At 63.2% G+C, this 17,247-nt stretch carries 14 protein-coding genes, 1 tRNA gene and 1 pseudogene; 8 read left to right on the top strand and 8 right to left on the bottom strand.

The window, feature by feature from the left end; all coding sequences use genetic code 11:
• The first annotated feature begins 37 nt into the window (after positions 1-37).
• Both CGLAUT_RS00230 and CGLAUT_RS00225 read left to right on the top strand, forming a co-directional pair.
• Positions 38-1,402 (top strand): M20/M25/M40 family metallo-hydrolase, encoded by a 1,365-nt coding sequence (locus tag CGLAUT_RS00230; protein WP_290185575.1) that lies wholly within the window; start codon positions 38-40, stop codon positions 1,400-1,402.
• Between the two features lie 4 nt (positions 1,403-1,406).
• Positions 1,407-1,973: a hypothetical protein gene (locus CGLAUT_RS00225; RefSeq protein ID WP_095658962.1), complete on the top strand. Its 567-nt coding sequence runs from the start codon at positions 1,407-1,409 to the stop codon at positions 1,971-1,973.
• Here CGLAUT_RS00225 and CGLAUT_RS00220 read toward each other — a convergent pair.
• From CGLAUT_RS00220 to CGLAUT_RS00210, 4 genes and pseudogenes are all read right to left on the bottom strand, one after another.
• Positions 1,970-3,142 carry an alpha-amylase family protein gene (locus tag CGLAUT_RS00220; RefSeq protein WP_095658961.1) on the bottom strand — a complete coding sequence of 391 codons (1,173 nt, stop codon included), beginning with the start codon at positions 3,140-3,142 and terminating at the stop codon, positions 1,970-1,972. The genes CGLAUT_RS00225 and CGLAUT_RS00220 overlap by 4 nt on opposite strands.
• A gap of 36 nt (positions 3,143-3,178) precedes the next feature.
• Entirely contained in the window at positions 3,179-4,420 is a 1,242-nt protein-coding gene (locus CGLAUT_RS00215) for an ATP-binding protein (protein ID WP_290185572.1), read from the bottom strand.
• 55 nt (positions 4,421-4,475) lie between these two features.
• Positions 4,476-4,898 (bottom strand): SRPBCC family protein, encoded by a 423-nt coding sequence (locus tag CGLAUT_RS12170; RefSeq protein ID WP_343898725.1) that lies wholly within the window; start codon positions 4,896-4,898, stop codon positions 4,476-4,478.
• Between the two features lie 18 nt (positions 4,899-4,916).
• Positions 4,917-6,155, bottom strand: a pseudogene (locus tag CGLAUT_RS00210) (glutaminase); the annotation flags it as partial.
• Between the two features lie 88 nt (positions 6,156-6,243).
• On the opposite strand from CGLAUT_RS00210, the gene CGLAUT_RS00205 reads away from it, so the two are divergent.
• Positions 6,244-7,539 (top strand): hypothetical protein, encoded by a 1,296-nt coding sequence (locus tag CGLAUT_RS00205; protein WP_290185568.1) that lies wholly within the window; start codon positions 6,244-6,246, stop codon positions 7,537-7,539.
• Between the two features lie 13 nt (positions 7,540-7,552).
• Here the strand turns inward: CGLAUT_RS00205 and CGLAUT_RS00200 are convergent, their stop codons facing one another.
• The 4 genes from CGLAUT_RS00200 to CGLAUT_RS00185 form a co-directional block, all read right to left on the bottom strand.
• Positions 7,553-8,683 (bottom strand): FAD-dependent monooxygenase, encoded by a 1,131-nt coding sequence (locus tag CGLAUT_RS00200; protein ID WP_290185566.1) that lies wholly within the window; start codon positions 8,681-8,683, stop codon positions 7,553-7,555.
• Entirely contained in the window at positions 8,680-10,116 is a 1,437-nt protein-coding gene (locus tag CGLAUT_RS00195; RefSeq protein ID WP_232507131.1) for an MFS transporter, read from the bottom strand. The genes CGLAUT_RS00200 and CGLAUT_RS00195 overlap by 4 nt, the downstream gene beginning before the upstream one ends.
• A 103-nt stretch (positions 10,117-10,219) precedes the next feature.
• On the bottom strand, positions 10,220-10,789 hold the full coding sequence (locus CGLAUT_RS00190; RefSeq protein ID WP_290185564.1) for a hypothetical protein: 570 nt from the start codon (positions 10,787-10,789) through the stop codon (positions 10,220-10,222).
• Between the two features lie 57 nt (positions 10,790-10,846).
• Positions 10,847-10,930, bottom strand: a tRNA-Leu gene (locus CGLAUT_RS00185).
• Positions 10,931-11,642: 712 nt separating this feature from the next.
• On the opposite strand from CGLAUT_RS00185, the gene CGLAUT_RS00180 reads away from it, so the two are divergent.
• Genes CGLAUT_RS00180 through CGLAUT_RS00160 form a run of 5 tightly spaced genes read left to right on the top strand, consistent with a single transcriptional unit; the run spans position 11,643 to position 17,243 of the window.
• Complete coding sequence (locus tag CGLAUT_RS00180) at positions 11,643-12,542, top strand: FHA domain-containing protein (RefSeq protein WP_095658953.1); 900 nt, start codon at positions 11,643-11,645, stop codon at positions 12,540-12,542.
• 48 nt (positions 12,543-12,590) lie between these two features.
• A complete protein-coding gene (locus tag CGLAUT_RS00175; RefSeq protein ID WP_095658952.1) occupies positions 12,591-13,040 on the top strand; it encodes an FHA domain-containing protein FhaB/FipA in 450 nt (149 codons plus the stop codon).
• Positions 13,037-14,401, top strand: coding sequence for a PP2C family protein-serine/threonine phosphatase (locus tag CGLAUT_RS00170; RefSeq protein WP_290185561.1), 1,365 nt, complete (start codon positions 13,037-13,039; stop codon positions 14,399-14,401). Before CGLAUT_RS00175 ends, CGLAUT_RS00170 begins: the two co-directional genes overlap by 4 nt.
• Positions 14,398-15,780, top strand: coding sequence for an FtsW/RodA/SpoVE family cell cycle protein (locus tag CGLAUT_RS00165; protein WP_232507130.1), 1,383 nt, complete (start codon positions 14,398-14,400; stop codon positions 15,778-15,780). The genes CGLAUT_RS00170 and CGLAUT_RS00165 overlap by 4 nt, the downstream gene beginning before the upstream one ends.
• A complete protein-coding gene (locus tag CGLAUT_RS00160; protein ID WP_095658950.1) occupies positions 15,777-17,243 on the top strand; it encodes a penicillin-binding transpeptidase domain-containing protein in 1,467 nt (488 codons plus the stop codon). The genes CGLAUT_RS00165 and CGLAUT_RS00160 overlap by 4 nt, the downstream gene beginning before the upstream one ends.
• Positions 17,244-17,247: the final 4 nt, after the last annotated feature.

Here is a 17,247-nt window from a genome sequence, read left to right as displayed (position 1 = left end):
GAAGCGCTGCGACAAGTTGTAGCTATTATCGATTCGCATGGACTCTCGCTCCGCCTCTGATGCCCGAAGCTCCGTTGCCTCTGCGACGATTACGCTGCTCAAAGACCTGATCCGCAACGCGTGCGTGAACGACCTCACGCCGGATTCCGGCCAGGAAGCCCGCAGCGCAGACACGTTGGAGGCATTCTTCGCTGAGGTCGGTGATACCGCGCTTCCGGTAAAAGTACAGCGCTTCGAGCCGCACCCGGGCCGCGTCTCCGTCGCTTTCACCATCGAGGGCACCGACCCGGACGCTGAGCCGCTCACCCTGCTCGGCCACACCGATGTCGTGCCGGTGGATGAGGCGAAGTGGACCCGCGACCCTTTCGGTGCCGAGGAGGACGGCGGGCGCATCTACGGACGCGGGGCGACCGACATGCTCTACATCACCGCCGCCATGGCCGCGGCCGTACGTGATGTCTCCTCCTCCGGAGTGGCCCCGCGCGGCACGCTGACCTTTGTCGGCTGCGCGGACGAGGAGGCTCGTGGCGGGCTCGGCGCTGGTTGGCTCGCTGAGCACGCCCCCGATGCGTTCTCGTGGAAGAACTGCCTGAGCGAGGAGGGCGGATCCCATCTGCCGGTGACGGACGGTTCCGATGCGCTCATCGTCGTCGTCGGCGAGAAAGGCGCAGGCCAGCGCCGCCTAACGGTGCACGGCGACGCCGGCCACGGTTCCGCGCCACACGGGCGTAACCTCGCGGTGGCCAAGATCGCCGAGGTCGCGCGACGCATCGCCGCCATCGAGCCCAACGTCAGCCGCGACGAGCCGTGGCCCGGCTACGTGCGGGCCTTCAAGTTCGATCCAGTCACGGAACAATCGCTTCTCGACGGTTCCTCGTACGACGCCCTCGGGCCCCTGAAGCGCTATTCCCACGCCATGAGCCACTTGACGATCGCGCCCACCGTGCTGCGAGCCGGTCAGGCGATCAACGTCTTGCCGTCGACGGCCTGGCTCGAAATGGACTGCCGTCCGCTGCCCGGCCAGACTCAAGCGGACATCGACGCGCTGTTGCGCGAGGCGCTCGGAGATCTCGCTGACGAGGTTGAGATCACCCACCTGATCACCGAAGATGCCACCGTCTCCCCCACCTCCGGCCCGCTGTACGATGCGATTTTGGCCACCTTCGACGAGTTCTTCCCAGGTGTCCCCGTTGTGCCTACCCTGGCTGCGGGTGGTTCGGACCTGCGCTTTGGCCGCCGCAAAGGTGGGGCGGGCTACGGGTTTGCGCTGCACGGCCGCAATCAGACGCTGGGCAGCGTGCTCGATCTGCTGCACACTCATGACGAATACGTTGAGGTGGAGGACGTCAAGCTCACCGCGGATGCCTATCGCGCACTGGTGCGCCGCTTCGTCGGCGCGTAGGGTCATGCGCATGAAGATCCGCGCATTCGCTGCGTCCGCGCTTGTCGCCGGTACGCTCATCGCTTCCCCCACCGCCTCTGCCGATATCGTCGACGACGCGCTTGCCGCGCTGCCGTCCGGCCCGATCTCCTGCGAACAGGCCCAGCGCTACTGGACCGACGAGGCAGACTACTACAACAAGGTTGCCCAAGCCCAGATGGTGGCCCGCTTCGATCCGCGCGGCCCGCAGATCCTCGCAGCGCTTGCGCGTGTCGACGAAGCCGCCACCCGCTGCGGCCTCAAGGGCGGCGGTGCTGCGCCGGCACAGCAGCAGGCACCTGCGCCGGCACCAAGCCAGCCAGCTCCCAACCAGCCAGCGCCAGCGCAGCCGGTGCCTTCGCAGCCCGGGAATGCGCAACAGGGTCAAGCCCCGGTGCTGCTCAACCTCGCGCCAGCAAACTCGCCGTCCTTTGAACTGCCGGTTGCGGACATGGGCTCGGTCGTTTTGCCGGATGTGTTAGAACTCGTTCGCCAGGCGCTCGCCGGGATCCTCGACTCCTTCAACATCAAGGTCCCTGGCATTAACGCCTAAGACCACTCGTAAAGCGTCTCGCCCCCGGCGTGGATCCGCACGCCAGGTTTTGGCTGCACCCACGCGTCGAGCTGCAGCTCACCGTCGTCGCTGAAGGAGCGGAACGAGATCGTCTCGTTTGTCTTGTCCAGAACCTCCGTCGTGGCGCGGGTAAGCCACCGGTTGCGCCGGCGCACCCCGATCAGCTTTTGGTGCTCGACGTAGATCCAGTTGCCCAATGGGGAGAGCTCTTTCGGTGAGGCGGGCAACGCGGGACGCACGCTGTCGTCGGCACTAAAGCCCTCGGTGCGCAACCCCTCAAACCCTTGCTCATCGCCGTAGTAAATACTCGGCATGCCGGCCACGCTCATGAGGATGGCAAGCGCGAGAATTGCCCTGTCCTGGCCCACCTTGGAGGCGATCCGGTCGACGTCGTGGTTGCCGATGAAGGTGTTAGGCAGTGTCTTCGACGCGATTGCTTGGTGGCGCGCCAGCGCGTGATCGAGTTCCCAGAAGTTTTCGTCGTGAAGCGAGCTCCAAATCCCCTTCCACAGCTCGTACTGGGTGACTGAATCCAAGGTGCCAGCCTGCGCGATCTCGGCGTAGTCGCCGTGGATGACCTCGCCGAGGATGAGCGCGTCGGGGAACTCCTCGCGGACGCGGGCGAGCACGTCGCGCCAGAACTCCGGGGGTACCGAATACGCCACGTCGAGGCGCCACCCGGCGATCCCGCGACGCAGCCAGTGCAGCATGATGCCCGTGACTGCCTGTTTCACCTGCTCATCTCCGTGGTGCAGGGTGGCAAGCTCGCCGTGGCCTTCCCAGTCGGTGTCGCCGGCAAGCCCTTCGGCAACCCACGGGTGGGTACGCGCGACGTGGTTGAACACGCCGTCAAGCATCACGTTGATGCCGCGCTCCTTGCAGGCGGCGATCAAGTGGTCGAAGTCTTCGTCATCGCCTAAGCGGGAATCGATGCGGTAGTGGTCGAGCGTGTCGTAGCCGTGCCCGACCGACTCAAAAATCGGGCCCAGTAGGAGGCCGTTGCAGCCAAGTTCGATGAGGTAGTCCAACCACGGCTCGAGCTGGCGGAGGCGGTGATCTGCGTCGTTTGGGTTGTCGCCGCGGTCGCGGATCGGGGCGCCGGTCGCGCCGAGCGGGTACACGTGCCACCAAATGGTGTCTTCGATCATGCCCACCAAGGTACTACTCGGGGTATTGGCCGGGCCCTACTCGCCGAGGAGCCCAAGCGGAATGACGGCAACTCCATCCGGCCTGCGGTATGCGCGGGTTCCGGTGTTCAGGACTACGAGGTCGGCGACATCATCGGGGATTTGGTCGCGAAACCAGGTCAAGTGCCGAACGTCCTCGTCAGTGACGTTTGCCGTGAGCTTGACCTCTATGGCGATGATGCTGCCGTCCTGATCCTGGGCGATGAGGTCGATCTCTCGATCCCCCTTAATAGTTCGAAAGTGCCCCACCCTTCCGAAGACGGCTTGCACCGCCGCTCTGACGCTGAGTGTGGCCAGAGATTCGAAAAGCGGTCCCAGCATGTAGTTGAAGCGAGTGGTCAATTTCGAGGCAGGGATATCGAGCAGCCGCAAAACAAACGCCGGATCCGCAAGCTGGTGCTTGGGGGATTTTGCCAACCCGGCAAACGGTGAGCGCCGTAGATCCCACGCCGGAACTGGATCGAGCATCCAGATTTGGGAGAGTTTTTCCCGGTACTGAATTGTGGTGGTTTTCGCCGGCTTGTCGGCTTCGCCCGGTGTCGCAGCGTCAAGGATTTCCTGGTAGCTCGTTGTTGTGGAACTCGCTGCTGCGTAGGCTGCCAGCCAGTTCATCAGCGCCGCCGGGTTGCGGGCAGAATATCCCTGCTCCGGTAGGTCGCGGTCAACAATGCGTGCGAGGTAGGAATCGAGTTGCTGGTTCCGCGCGACGGGCGGAGCCTCGTAGAACCCGGGAAATCCGCTGCTCGCAATCGCGTCAACATAATCGCTCAGAGTCTTATCCGTACTGGCGGCCACGTCGGCCGAGCTGGCGAACAGTTCCGTCAAGCTGATCGCTGGTTCCCAGCCGCGTCGCTCAAACAACGCCATTGGACGCATTCGAAGCGAAACGATCCGAGCTGCCCCGCTGTGTGTATCCACGCCAGCGACCGGTGTCGCTGAGCCTGTCATTAGAAAACTACCGGGGCTGGCTCCGGCATCTACAGCACGGCGCACCTGATCCCAGGATTCAGGCTGTTTTTGCCACTCGTCGATGAGCAGGGGGGTTTGGAAGCTGGTGAACGTTGGGTCTGCAGCGATCGCGGCCGCATCTTGGGCTGAGTCCAACTGCATCACCGTTGATGCGCGACGGCTTGCCGTTTCGGTTTTGCCGACGCCCTTTGGACCCTCGATCGCGATTGCCGCTACGTGAGGAAGGAGCTGGTCAAGCTGGGAATCGATGACCCGGTGACGGTAGGACATAGCTTAACCATACGAATTTTCCAGCCTGAACGCTACTAATTTTCCGTCTCGAAGACTACTTTTCTTCCGCCGACAAGACCTCGCCTTCCTCCTCGGCGACGCGGCTCAGCAGCGGTTCAAGCCGCTCCCGCAGGCGGTCGCGCCACGTTTCCTCGGCATCCTCGTAAGCGTCGTCATGCGGGCTCATGCCGCGGTGGGTGAAGCTGACCTTGGTGCTGCCCGCATCGCCCTCCTCGATGTCGAAGATGAGTGAGGTGTCGTCCCAGTCCCTGTCAGCGTTCTCGTCGCCAGCCGTTTCGACGTGCCAGACCACGCGCTTACCGTCGGCGGCTTCCTCGACCTTCAGTGCGACCGTCTGGCCGTCGTTCTCCACGGTGAACTCGGAACCTTCTGCATCGGCCTCGCCTTGGATCCGTTCCTCCCACCAGTGCCGTGGTTTGGTAATCGCGTCGAAGACTCGGCGCGGCGCCGCCGGCACGGAGAAAGACACGGTGAGGTCCTCAACGGACTCGGCGATAGACCCATCGGAAAACTCGTAGTCCGGCAGTGCGCCGTCAGGGTCGTAGATCGCAACAGTCGCGCCCTGGTCTCGGAACTGCATCAAGCCGTCCTTAATCATCTTGCGGCCGGCCTTGTTGAATGAAGTCACCCCAGACACGTCGAGCACCAAGTTCTCCCCAATGAGATCGCGTTGCACCAACTCGTGCAGGATCTTTTCCGCAGCGATGAAGTTGATTGAGCCCTGCAGCTCCACCACAGTGGTCGGCCCTTTGCGCTGCACGGAACGAATCCCCGGCGCGATGTAGAAGTCGGAGGACATCAGGTTGAGCCCCAGCGCGTCAGAGAGCTCGTTGAAGATCTTCACGCCTCGCACGGAGTTGCCCTTCTCGTCCAGGCGGGGGCTGAGCGAGGCAATGCCCATCTGCCCGGGCATGGTGCCAATCAACCCGCCCGAAACACCGGACTTTGCAGGGATGCCCACACGCACCATCCAGCGCCCTGACGCGTCGTACATGCCGGCCGAAACCATCACCGCTTGCGTCACGCGGCAGGCTTCTGCGCTGAGGATCTTCTCACCGGTGATCGGCTGCGTTCCACCGTTCGCCAGGGTCGCCGCCATCACCGCGAGGTCTTGGACATTCACCAACACTGAGCATTGGTAGATGTAGCTGGAGACGGCGTCGTAGGCTTCGTCAACAACCATGCCCACCTCGCGCAGCATGTGCGCAATCGCCATGTTGCGGTCGGCGCCCGCGATTTCGGATTCGAAGATTTCCTCATCTATCGAAAGCTTGCGGCCGGCGAGTCGCGAAAGATAGTCGCGGATCTTCTCCACACGGTCTTTCACCGGAATGTTCGGCCCGCCGATGAGCTGGTTGACTGTGATCGCGCCTGCGTTGATGAGCGGGTTCGCTGGGCGGCCGTCGCGATCCAGCGAAAGCTTGTTGAATCCCTCGCCACTCGGCTCTACACCGACGTATTTGTGCACTTCTTCAGGGCCGTAGATGTCCAGTGCCAGCGCGTACACAAACGGCTTGGACACGGATTGAATGGAGAATTCGTATTCACAATCGCCCACTGCGTACAGGTGTCCGGCGGTCGTGCATAGTGCCAAACCAAGCTTGTCCGGATCAGCGTTTTTCAGCTTCTCTATGTAGTCGGCCCTCTCCCCTTCGTCCTGGTCGCGGACGGTGTCCAAGATGTCAGCGAGGTACTGTGGCACTGGCAATGGCATGCGCTTGAGTCTACAGAGCAGAATCATGTTCGATTCCAGCGTTCGACCAGCCCAAGCCATGTCGGTGCCGTCTGCTTAACTGCGGGTCATGAACTTGGAAACGGCACGCGGCGGCACGATCACCCTTGGTGGCAACGCATTCACCTGGCGCATCACGGGCACCGCGTCACCGCAGCTGATGGACACACTCGAGGCCGACGTGACCGAGTTCCTTCGCAGCTGGGAACCCGCCTCGAACACGCATCCGCTCCCCATGGACACCTACATCGAACTGGCCTACGCGCGCCAGTGTTTCGACCTCGCCCGAGACGCCGCGGAGCTCTCACCGTCCGAGCTGTACTGGCACATTCAGCGGTTGCGCGAGTCCCTCGGTCGCCTCGAGCGGGCCGATGCGCGGTTCACCTACCTCCACAGCACGGCCATCGCCGCCGAGCAGCTCATCGGCGAATGCGAGGTCGATGACGGCATGGGCGCGTGGGAGGAGCTTGCGGCTGTCATGCCGCAGCCCTTGCCCGCCCCGCTTCCCTGGGCCCAAAGCTACGTCGTGATCGACGACGCGCAGACAAACGCCCAGTTCGCCCGCAGCCTCGCACCGAACAAGGCACTCCTGCACGGGCACTTCACCAAAAACCTGCCGGACATCGATTTCATCCGTCCCGGCCGCATGGTTTTTCCCATCGACATCTTCGACGACACCCACACCGCGTTCCTCGCCATCGACCGCTACATCGGCAGCAGTCGCGTCACCGTCGTCGCGCATCTTGTCGACGACGGCAGCGGCGAAGCCTTCAGCTTGGCTCGGGAGCTTCGCATGCTTATCGACGGCTCTTTGCAACGCAAACTCTCCCCCACCACGCCAACCACCCCAACCGTGGAGGCGGTGGCGACACTCGCCTATGTCCACGCCTGCGCCCAGCTCTTGTTTCAGGTCCAGGCGCGCTCCGATATGGCTCGGCAGGCCCAACTGCTTTCGGAGGTTGTCTCGTCTCTGACCTGCATCGCGGATCGCGAGTGGAGTGGATCCGGCGACGCCGCGCTCGCGCGTACCCTCGCCAACCGCGCACTCCATGCCTGCGACGAACACGACGCGCTCGCGCTTGTGGCGTGTGTGAGAGCCATGCGCGCTTCGCTTCCTGAGAACCTCCGCCCGCGAGTTCCCACGGACCGCAGCCACTCGGACATCTGCGACATCGCCGACCAGATTGTCGACCACCTCCGCGTCGAGGAAGGCGCATCACAGTTCTACGGCGTGGTCAACGCGCAGCCCGAAGCGCACTTTGCAGATTCCGGGCTCCCCAGCCGCGTCCACATGGCTGTGTTCCACCTGGGCCCGGACCCCGACCCGGAGGCGTTCACCCGCCACGACTATGTCTTCGGGCTGTGACCCCGGTGATTGGTCAGCGCCAATCGGTCACCCGCTTGGTCTGTCTCTCCGTGAGGGCATCAGGAGTTGCCTGCAAGACGCGGTTGCGAAGCCACGCGACCCTGTGACCTCCTGTGTGTGCCACATCTCCAACCAATCGCGACTGTCGAGCAATGCGCTGGCTTCGTTTCACGCGTTGTTGGTCGTAGAGAGCGAGATCCAGAGTGTCATCCACAGTGCCGTCCCCCGCACCGCCCAGCAGGTCGGCGAGCACCGCTACGTCTTCAAGTCCCTGGCAGGCGCCCTGACCTAGGTTCGGAGTCATGGCGTGGGCGGCATCTCCAACCAGCACCACTCGGCCGTTGGTGTAACTAGGCAGCGGCGACGCCAGCTCCCTGATGGGTAGGAACTGTATGTCCTGTTCTGGGGTCGCGGCGATGAGCTGCGGGATGGGATAGTGCCAATGGTTGAACGCGTCCTTCAACGCGTCTGGGTGGGTCTCCTCGGCCCCGGCTGGAGCTTCCGGACCTGTCTTGACTGCGAACCAGTACGTTGAGCCGTCTTGAAGCGGCACGACCCCGAACCGCGCCTTCGAGCCCCAAGTTTCAGAACCGAACTCGAGGCCGACGATCTTCGGAGCAATCGCACGCCAAGCGTTATACCCGGCATACCTGGTGCCGGGGTCGTCAAAGCATGATCGGCGGACACTGCTATTTATCCCATCCGCCCCAACGACAAGGTCGAACTTCCGGGTCTCACCGGATGCCAGCTCAATTTCACCGGTTTCCGGGTTCGCGCCGACAACCTCCACACCAGTGTGCAGACTCCCATCCGGAAGCCCGTCCTTGAGAAGTTCGTGAAGTTTCGCACGGCTGATCGCGAGTGATTGTGTCGTGACTTCGGCTGGGATGCGGCTCAGCCATGTACCGCGCGGATCCTTCAACCCACCTCGAAGGGGCAACTGCTGCTCCTGCAGCGCGCGGAACCGCTCCCCTAATCCCAAGGCATCAAGCGCAGCAAGACCGTTGGGGGCCAAGGTGATTCCTGAGCCGCCGGCCCTAACTCGCGCGCTTCGCTCGAAGATTTCAACATCGACGCCCCGCTGTACTAATGCGTTCCCCAGAGCAAGGCCGGCGATGCCCGCTCCTACGATTCCAATCTTCATCGAACCTCCTGCGCTACATCTCCCGACTTCGGATTGTCGCGGAAGCACCACCAGGTGCCCAGTGCCAACAAGACGGAGATCACAGCGAGCACGATGAGCACGCGATGGTAGGCGAAGGTGTACGCACCGTCGTATTCAACGGACTGACTCACCAGCTGCCAACGCGCGAGCAACGACCCGGTGATTGCCACCGTCAGCAAGGTACCGAATTCGTACGACACTTCTTCCACACCGGCCGCCATTCCAGAGCGGTGCATTGGCGCTGCGCCCAGGATCGCGATCGAGGACACGCTCATCACTGCGCCCGCAGATAAACCGACAAGCGCGAGCGCGGACACCTCGACGGGCAACGACTGCAGCTGCGAACCCCACACGAGCATGACAACGCCGCCGGCACAGCCAGCGAACCCGCCTGCAATCAATGGCAAGAAACCCACGCGGTGGAGGTTCGCGCCTCCAAGAACCGAGGCGGGAAACGCCCCGGCAGCCATGGCGACTACGGCGAAGCCTGCTTGGAGGGGTGACAGGGCGTCGACAAGCTGAAGTTTTTGTACGGTCTGCAACTCGGCCCCGATGAGTACGAACATGCTTCCTGCTGCCGCGATTACACCACCGGTAAACAGGCGCGAGCGGAAAATGTCGAACGTGAGCAGTGGGTCTACGAGTGTGTTCTGTCGGCGGGTGAAGAGGACAGCTCCGATGAACGCCGCGACGATGGCGACGCTGAGCAGGGCCGGTGTGCGATCCGGGTTGGCGGCCTCTTTGATGGCCACGGTGAGACCGGACAGTGCAATGAGTGCGTAGACCGAGGAGAGCACGTCGAAGTGCTTGTGCGGGTTGGGGAGGTTTTCCGGTGCGAGCCAGACAGTGAGCACGATTGCAGCGACGACGATTGGCACGTTGATGAGGAAGACCGAGCCCCACCAGAACACCTCGAGGAGTGCGCCGCCGATGAGCGGGCCGACCGCGGCACCAATGACAGCGACCGAGCTCCAGATGCCGATGGCGGTGTTGCGCTCCTGCTCGTCGGCAAACGTGAGCCGGATCAGTGCGAGGGTGGCGGGCATCATCGTGGCGGCACCGAGACCGAGGAAGCCGCGCGCGACGACCAGCACCCAGGCGGTAGGGGCAAAAGCGGCGGTGAGGGACGCGATGCCGAAGATCATGAGGCCGGAGAGGAACATCAGCCTGTGGCCGATTTTGTCTCCGAGCGCACCAGTGCCCAGGAGCAGACCGCACAGTACTAAAGGGTAAGCGTTGAGAATCCACAACGCCTGCGTGGGCGTAGTTTCCAGCTGGGCGTTGAGTTCCGGAAGCGCGGTGTAGAGGATCGAGTTGTCCAGACTGATCAGAAACAGCCCGAGCGAGATGACGGCAAAAAACGCCCAGCGTTGGGCGGGTGTCGTTGGCTCGGGTCTGGGCTGTCTGGTCACGAAACGCGACTATAGCCAGTGGGCACTAGCGGTGCGACACCACGGAGACGCGGATTTCGCCGCCCGGGGAGGAGAACCGATCCTCGTATGAAATGAACGATACCTAAATATGTTCGTGCATTGTCGCCCATTGACCACCGAATTCACCCTCCAGCTCCTGCCGCAGATCGTTCTCGGCCCCATACATCTCCGCGGTGATGGCGAGCGACGAACACGCGACTGCGTTGTCCAGGTTCCAGTCGGTGATCACCGCGCGGTGGTCGCACAGCGGGCAGGTGTGCTCCGGCGCAACGCGCGTTTCCCACCACGAGCCCACCACTTCAATGAACGGGTCCGCACTTTCCGCACCGATTATTGGCTCGGCGCGTTCGCCGCACGCCGGGCAAGCGGGCGGCTCGTAGTTCGCCGTTGCGGTGTATGCCCGCCACCCGGAGGTAATGGTCACCGCGATTTCACCGCGCGGTTCGTTGCGCAGCAGCTGCATGCCCTTCGGCGCCAGCGCGTCGGTGAGCCGGAGCAGCCCGCTTTCCGACGTCGTCGGGTGCGGCGCCTTGAACTCAGCTTCGGCCGCGCGCGTCCACGCTCGCTCGCGCAGCCACCGCTGGAGGTGCTGTGCCTGGTCCGGATCGTCGGTGGCGTCGAGCTGCACAAGGTCAATACAGGAGTCGCTCATAGCACAAGAATAACCCCGCAGTACCGTTTGAGCTGGTACTACGGGGCGTTTCGTTTGTGCCCGGGGGGGGACTTGAACCCCCACGTTCTTGCGAACACTGGCACCTGAAGCCAGCGCGTCTGCCAATTCCGCCACCCGGGCGGGCGACTCGATAAATATAGCACCGGAGTGCTGCGAATCACCAAATCGCCAGCGCATCGCGGAATGACCGGCCAAAGAGCGCAGACGCGACTCGAGGGCCGAGTACCGTGACTCCTCCCTCCCAGCAACCCCGAATCACCCCTATCTGGGGGGACTGTTACCTGAAAGTTACCTTTGGGCCAGGTGTACGGGTCGCGACCACGTCACCTACCGCTGAACGCACAGGGTGTGTCGGCGATCCGCCCGCGAGTGGCGACCCAGTACGGCCAACTTTCCACCTGAAAACTAACTTTGAAGATTCCGTTGTCTACACTTCTGGCGCCACCGTATCGCTTCCGTTCACCTCAGAGCTTTCTTAAACTGCGACTTGTTCAATTCAACCTCCAGAAAGGGAAGATCATGACCCAGATCCTCAACAACCTCGTTAACGTTTTCGTCGGCGCAATCTCCGCCATCCTGAAGTTCCCGATCATCGTGATCGACCAGCTCTCCTCCGCCATCTAAGTTGGCGTTGCCCGAGAGGGCTAGCACGCCGCGACCCGGTACCGGGTTGCGGCGTTTGTTTTTCCCGCACCGCCTCGCCGCTAGTTCCACTAGGTTCGATGCGCTCGTGCAACATATAATTACGGCGCTGTAAAACACCCAAAGCGCATGCTGATGTCTAGCGCAATCGCCCAGCGCGCACCGAGTGCAGGAAAGGAGGTGCGGGGATATGTCGTTCATGGACCGGCTCGCCAAACTCGATAGCTCCATCCAGCGCGGACTGGACAACTCCATGGCCGCCGTTTTTGGCGGGAAAGTTGTTCCAGCTGAGATCGAAGAGCTGATCAAGCAGGAAGCGCAGGATTCGGTCGTTGTCACAGACAACGACGAGCTGATCGCGCCGAACGTCTACGCCGTCGGCGTGTCGTCGAAAGATTTGGAGAATCTCTCCCAGCAACGCGAATTGCCCGCAGACCTCGCCGAGCAGCTCACGCGGTACGTACGCAACCAGGGCTGGCTCCTCGACGGACCCGCCGTGGTGCGAATCGCAGAGGAATCCGGTTTGCGCACCGGGCAACTTCGGGTGTCTTCTTACATTGATACCGTGCCCGATGTGGCAAGCGGCTTCGACGCGATCTACGCTGAGCCGTCTCCGAAGGCAGCGCGCTCGCGCGGCCCTCACTCGCAGGAGCAAGAAAGCACTATGTCCGAACCCAATTCCATGAACCCCGGCGCATCCAGCCGACCCACCGTCAGCCTGCTGCTGCAGGACGGTTCCTCGCGCACCTACCTCGTGCACGAGGGCTCGAACATCCTCGGCCGTTCGAACGAGGCAGACTTCCGTCTGCCGGACACCGGCGTCTCCCGCCAGCACGCGGAGATTACGTGGGACGGCGAGGTCGCGGTCCTGGTGGATTTGCAGTCCACCAACGGCACCACCGTCAATGATGAGCCGGTAGAAAACTGGATGCTTGCCGACGGCGACGTGATCACCGTCGGACACTCTCACATCGAGGTCCGCATTATCGAGCCCGGCGCTCAGCCCCCCGCGACTCACTCCCAGCAGGCGCAGCAACCCCAGGCAGCGCAGCGCGGGGAATACCCTGGTACCGAGTTCTTCCGCATGTAGCACTCGGCACGCACCTCCCGCCCAGGCTTCGAAGAGAAAGGCCAGCCCATGGATTCCACGGTGATCTTGAGCGCCCGCTTCGGGCTCCTCGCCCTGCTGTGGCTGTTCATCCTGCTTGCAATGTGGGTACAGCGCAAGGATCTGGTGCGCGCGGCGGGCGCGGTGCGCAGGCAGTCGGCCACCACAACTCCGGTGAGGCGCGAAAAGGCCCGCGAACTCGCCGTAGTCGAGGGCCCGCTTCGCGGCTCGCACATGGAAATCGCCAGCGTCGAAGATGTGACGATCGGCCGCGGGCCGGATAATGATTTCCAGCTCGGCGACGACTTCGCGTCCTCCAGGCACGCGCGACTCTTCCGCCGTGGCAGCGAATGGTTTGTCGAGGATTTGGATTCCAGAAACGGTACGTTTGTCCAAGGGGTGCGAATTGACCAGCCGGAGCGGGTCTCCGTAGGCACCGACATCAAGATGGGCAGCACGATTGTGAGGTTGGTGCCATGACAGACCAGACCAAGCCGACGCTGCGTCTGCACTACGTCACCACCTCGGACCGCGGTCTGGTGCGCGGCAACAACGAAGATTCCGCTTACGCCGGCCCACACCTGCTCGCCCTCGCAGACGGCATGGGCGGCCACGCCGCCGGCGAGGTCGCCTCGCAGCTCATGGTCACCCACCTGGAGCACTTGGACAAAGATCCGGAAGATGCCGACATGCTCGCTCTGCTCGGCGCCGCCGCAGAAGACGGCAACGCCGCCATCCAAGAGTCGGTTTCGAAGCACCCGGAGCAAGAAGGCATGGGCACGACGCTCACAGCCCTCATGTTCAACGGCGAGGTCTTCGGCATGATTCACGTCGGCGATTCTCGGGGCTATTTGCTTCGCGACGGCACGTTGCGCCAGCTCACCGTGGACGATACCTTCGTGCAATCCCTGGTCAAGGATGGAAAGCTCAACCCCGAAGACGTCTCGTCCCACCCGCAGAAGTCGCTGATCCTCAAGGCGTACACCGGCCGCCCGGTTGAACCGCACCTGGAAATCGTGGAGGCCCGCGAGGGCGACCGATACCTGCTGTGCTCGGACGGTCTATCCGACCCGGTGACCAACGAGACCATCGGCGTGGCACTCGGCCAGGGCTCCCCGGAAGTCGCGGCCCAGCGCCTCATCGAACTCGCGCTGCGCTCCGGCGGCCCAGACAACATCACGGTTGTGGTGGCCGATGTGGTCGCAGGTGGGCCGTCGACAAGCGAACAAGCTTCGACCCCTGCTGTAGCCGGCGCGTTGGCTCCAGCCTTTGAATCCACCCACCCGAGTTCTGCTGCGAGCCGGGCGGCGGCGCTGCTGCGCAAGTCCGAGACGATCGAGCCGGACCACAACAAAGCGAAGACCCAGCCCGCGGATGTCGGCGGCGACGACGAGGAGGGTCCCCAACGGCCTAAAAAGTCCAACAAGACTCGGTGGCCGTGGATAGTCGGCGCGCTGCTGCTCGCGTTGATTCTGGTGTTCGCCGGCGTGATGTGGGCGAAAAGTCGTGTCGCTGACCAGTATTTTCTCTCCGTCGAGGACGACGGCGCCTTTGTGATCGAGCACGGCAGCCAGTCCAAACGCGAGCCAATGCAGCGCGCGTGCATCGACGAGCGCAATCGGCTGCAGATTGTGGATATGGAGCACACCGACTGTCACATTTTCGGGCAAGACGATCTGCCGCAGAACCAGCAGGATGCCGCCGAGCGCTTCGGCGGCGGCACCTACGATGACGTTCTCGGGGTGTTGAGCAGGCTGGCTGAAGAGGCGTTGCCGGTGTGCGTCGATAAGCAAGAGAGCTCCTCTGAGGGAGCGGCCAAGTGCCGGGAGGTGAAGAAGTGACGGGATTGCTTGGACGCAGCCGCGAGCTGCTGCTGTTGCTGTGCTCGGCGGGGTTGCTGCTGCTGATGCTCTTTAGCCTGGAGATGAGCCAAGGCCGGGCACTGACCACCGAGATGCTGTATTTGGTGGGCGGGTTTGTCCTGGTGTACGCCATCGCACATGTGGCAATCGGGTTTTTGGCGCCGCATGCGAACCAGACGATGCTGCCGGTGGTTTCCCTGCTCAACGCGATCGGGCTGGTGGTGATCTACCGGCTTGACCTCGCGGAACGGCCGTTGGTGGGACCGCTCGCAGAGCGCCAGGTGATGTGGTCGCTGGTCGGCGTGGTGCTAATGGTGCTCACCCTGATCGTGGTGCGCGACCACAAGGCGCTTGCGCGCTACGCCTACCTGCTCGGCTTGGTGGGTCTGATCCTGCTGGCGCTGCCGCTGGTGTGGCCGCAGCCACCGGGGTTTGAGGAAGCCCGCATCTGGCTCTGGCTGGGACCGTTTTCCATCCAGCCCGGCGAGTTTTCCAAGATCCTGCTGCTGATCTTCATCGCGCAGCTGCTCACGCAGAAGCGCGCGCTGTTCACCGTGGCAGGCCGACGGTTTTTGGGCATGACGTTCCCGCGCCTTCGTGACCTCGCGCCGATTCTGGTGGTGTGGGCGATTGCAATCCTGATCATGGGCATCTCCAACGACTTCGGTCCTGCGCTGATCCTCTTCGCAACGGTGCTGGCTATGGTCTATTTCGCTACGAGCCGTGCTTCGTGGCTGCTCATCGGTGTCGGCCTGGTGGCGGTTGGCGGCTACGCGGTGTACCAGATCAGCTCGAAGATCCAGGACCGTGTGGCCAACTTCATCGACCCGTTTTCCAACTTCGACACGTTTGGCAACCAGCCCGCCAACGCGCTGATCGCCTTGAGCTGGGGCGGACTGACGGGCACAGGACTTGGATACGGCCACCCCGACCTGGTGCCTGTTGCGCACTCGGACTACATCCTCGCCGCGATCGGCGAGGAGCTCGGGCTGATCGGCGTAGCCAGCGTGCTGTGCCTGTTCGCCATCTTCTTCACCTGCGGGTTCCAAACCGCGCTGCAGCTGCGCGACACCTACGGCAAGCTGCTGGCCGCGGGTCTTTCCACCATGATCGCAATCCAGATCTTCGTGGTTGCCGGCGGCGTCTCGTCGATGCTGCCGATGACCGGTTTGACCACTCCGTTCATGTCTGCGGGCGGTTCCTCCATCATGGCCAACTACATCTTGCTGGGCTTGCTGCTGCGAATTTCGAACTTGGCGAACCGCCCGGCAGAGTCCGACGCGGCGGCGCCGACCGCGGCACCTGGCGGGCGTCGACGCCGCGCGGCTCGCGCTGCTGAGGAGGTGGCCGCCCAATGAACAAGTCCATCCGTTTCGGAGCATCGTTTTCACTGCTCCTCATCATCACCCTGCTGATCAGTTACTCGGTGGTTCAGGGCTTCCGTGAAGAGGAGTACGCCCAGAACTCACGCAACGCGCGCATCACCTCGGAGCTAAAGCGGATCAACCGCGGCCAGATCAGCGCCGGCGGCGAGGTGCTGGCCGAGTCGTTCAAGAACGAATCCGACTACTACCAGCGCACCTACCCGAACATGCCGTACTCGTTTGCGCCGGTGTTGGGCTACGTCTCCAACCAGTTCGGCACCGCGCAGTTGGAAGCCGGGTTCAACGCAGAGCTGACCGGTGAAAAGCGCGGCGGCGCATCGCGCTTCCTGCGCACCGGTCAGGAGCAGGACCAGATGGGTAACTCGGTTGAGCTGACCATCGATCCTTCGCTGCAGGCGCTGGCGTACGACCAGCTTTCCAACCCCGGTTACGAAGGTGCCATCGTAGCCCTGCGCCCGTCGACCGGTGAGGTGTTGGCCATGGCGTCGTCACCCTCGTACGATCCGAACCTAATCGCCGACCCTGCCACCGCCGACGAAGCCTGGGGCGCGGTCACCGAGGCGCCGGGCAACCCGCTGCTCAACCACGCGATGCAGGAGCAACTGCCACCAGGGTCGATCTTCAAAATCATCACCACAGCCGCAGGCCTGCGCGCAGGCTACACGCCAGATTCCATGCTCACCGGCGCCGCGCAGACCGTCCTGCCGGGCACCGAGATCCCGCTGACCAACTACGGCGACCAGGCCTGCGGCGGTGGCGGTGGCGGGCAAGTCACCCTAGCCACCGCGTTCGCGCTGTCCTGCAACACTGCGTTCGTGGAAATGTCTCTGGCCACCGGTGCCGACGGGCTGCGCGAGGCGGCAACCGCATTCGGTGTCGGCGAGCGCTACGACCTTGGGCTGCCGGCCGCGTCTGGCTCGCTCGGTGACTTGCCGGGCGAGGCGGAGTTGGCGCAATCCTCGATCGGCCAGCGCGATGTGACCATGACGGCCCTGCAGGCCGCAGTCATGGCATCGGTGGTGGCGAACGATGGCAAGCGCATGGCGCCATACGTGGTCCGCCGCGTGCTGCGCCCCGACCTCACCGAGGTGTCTGCCACCGAACCCAAAATGCTCAACGAGGCCCTGTCTCCCGAAGAAGCTGACACGATTCGGGGACTTATGCTCGGTTCGGAGCGTTCCACATACGGCTACGACGGCAACGCGTTCGCCTCAAAGACCGGTACCGCTGAGCACGCCGAGGGTGCTAACCCGCACGTCTGGTACGTCGCCTTTGACAAGGACAAAGATGTCGCCGTGGCAGTAGTTGTGAAAAACGGCGGCAACGCTGGAGCCGGCGCGACCGGCGGCCAAGTTTCCGCCCCGTTGGGGCGGGCGGTGCTGCGCGCCGCGCCAGCCCCGGCGCCAGCCCCGAACGCCGAAAAGCCCTCGAGGTGATCGA

This window comes from Corynebacterium glaucum (genome assembly GCF_030408855.1).
Lineage (GTDB): Bacteria > Actinomycetota > Actinomycetes > Mycobacteriales > Mycobacteriaceae > Corynebacterium > Corynebacterium glaucum.
The sequence above is the reverse complement of the archived record's forward strand: the minus strand, read 5'-3'. Positions and strand labels throughout refer to the sequence as shown.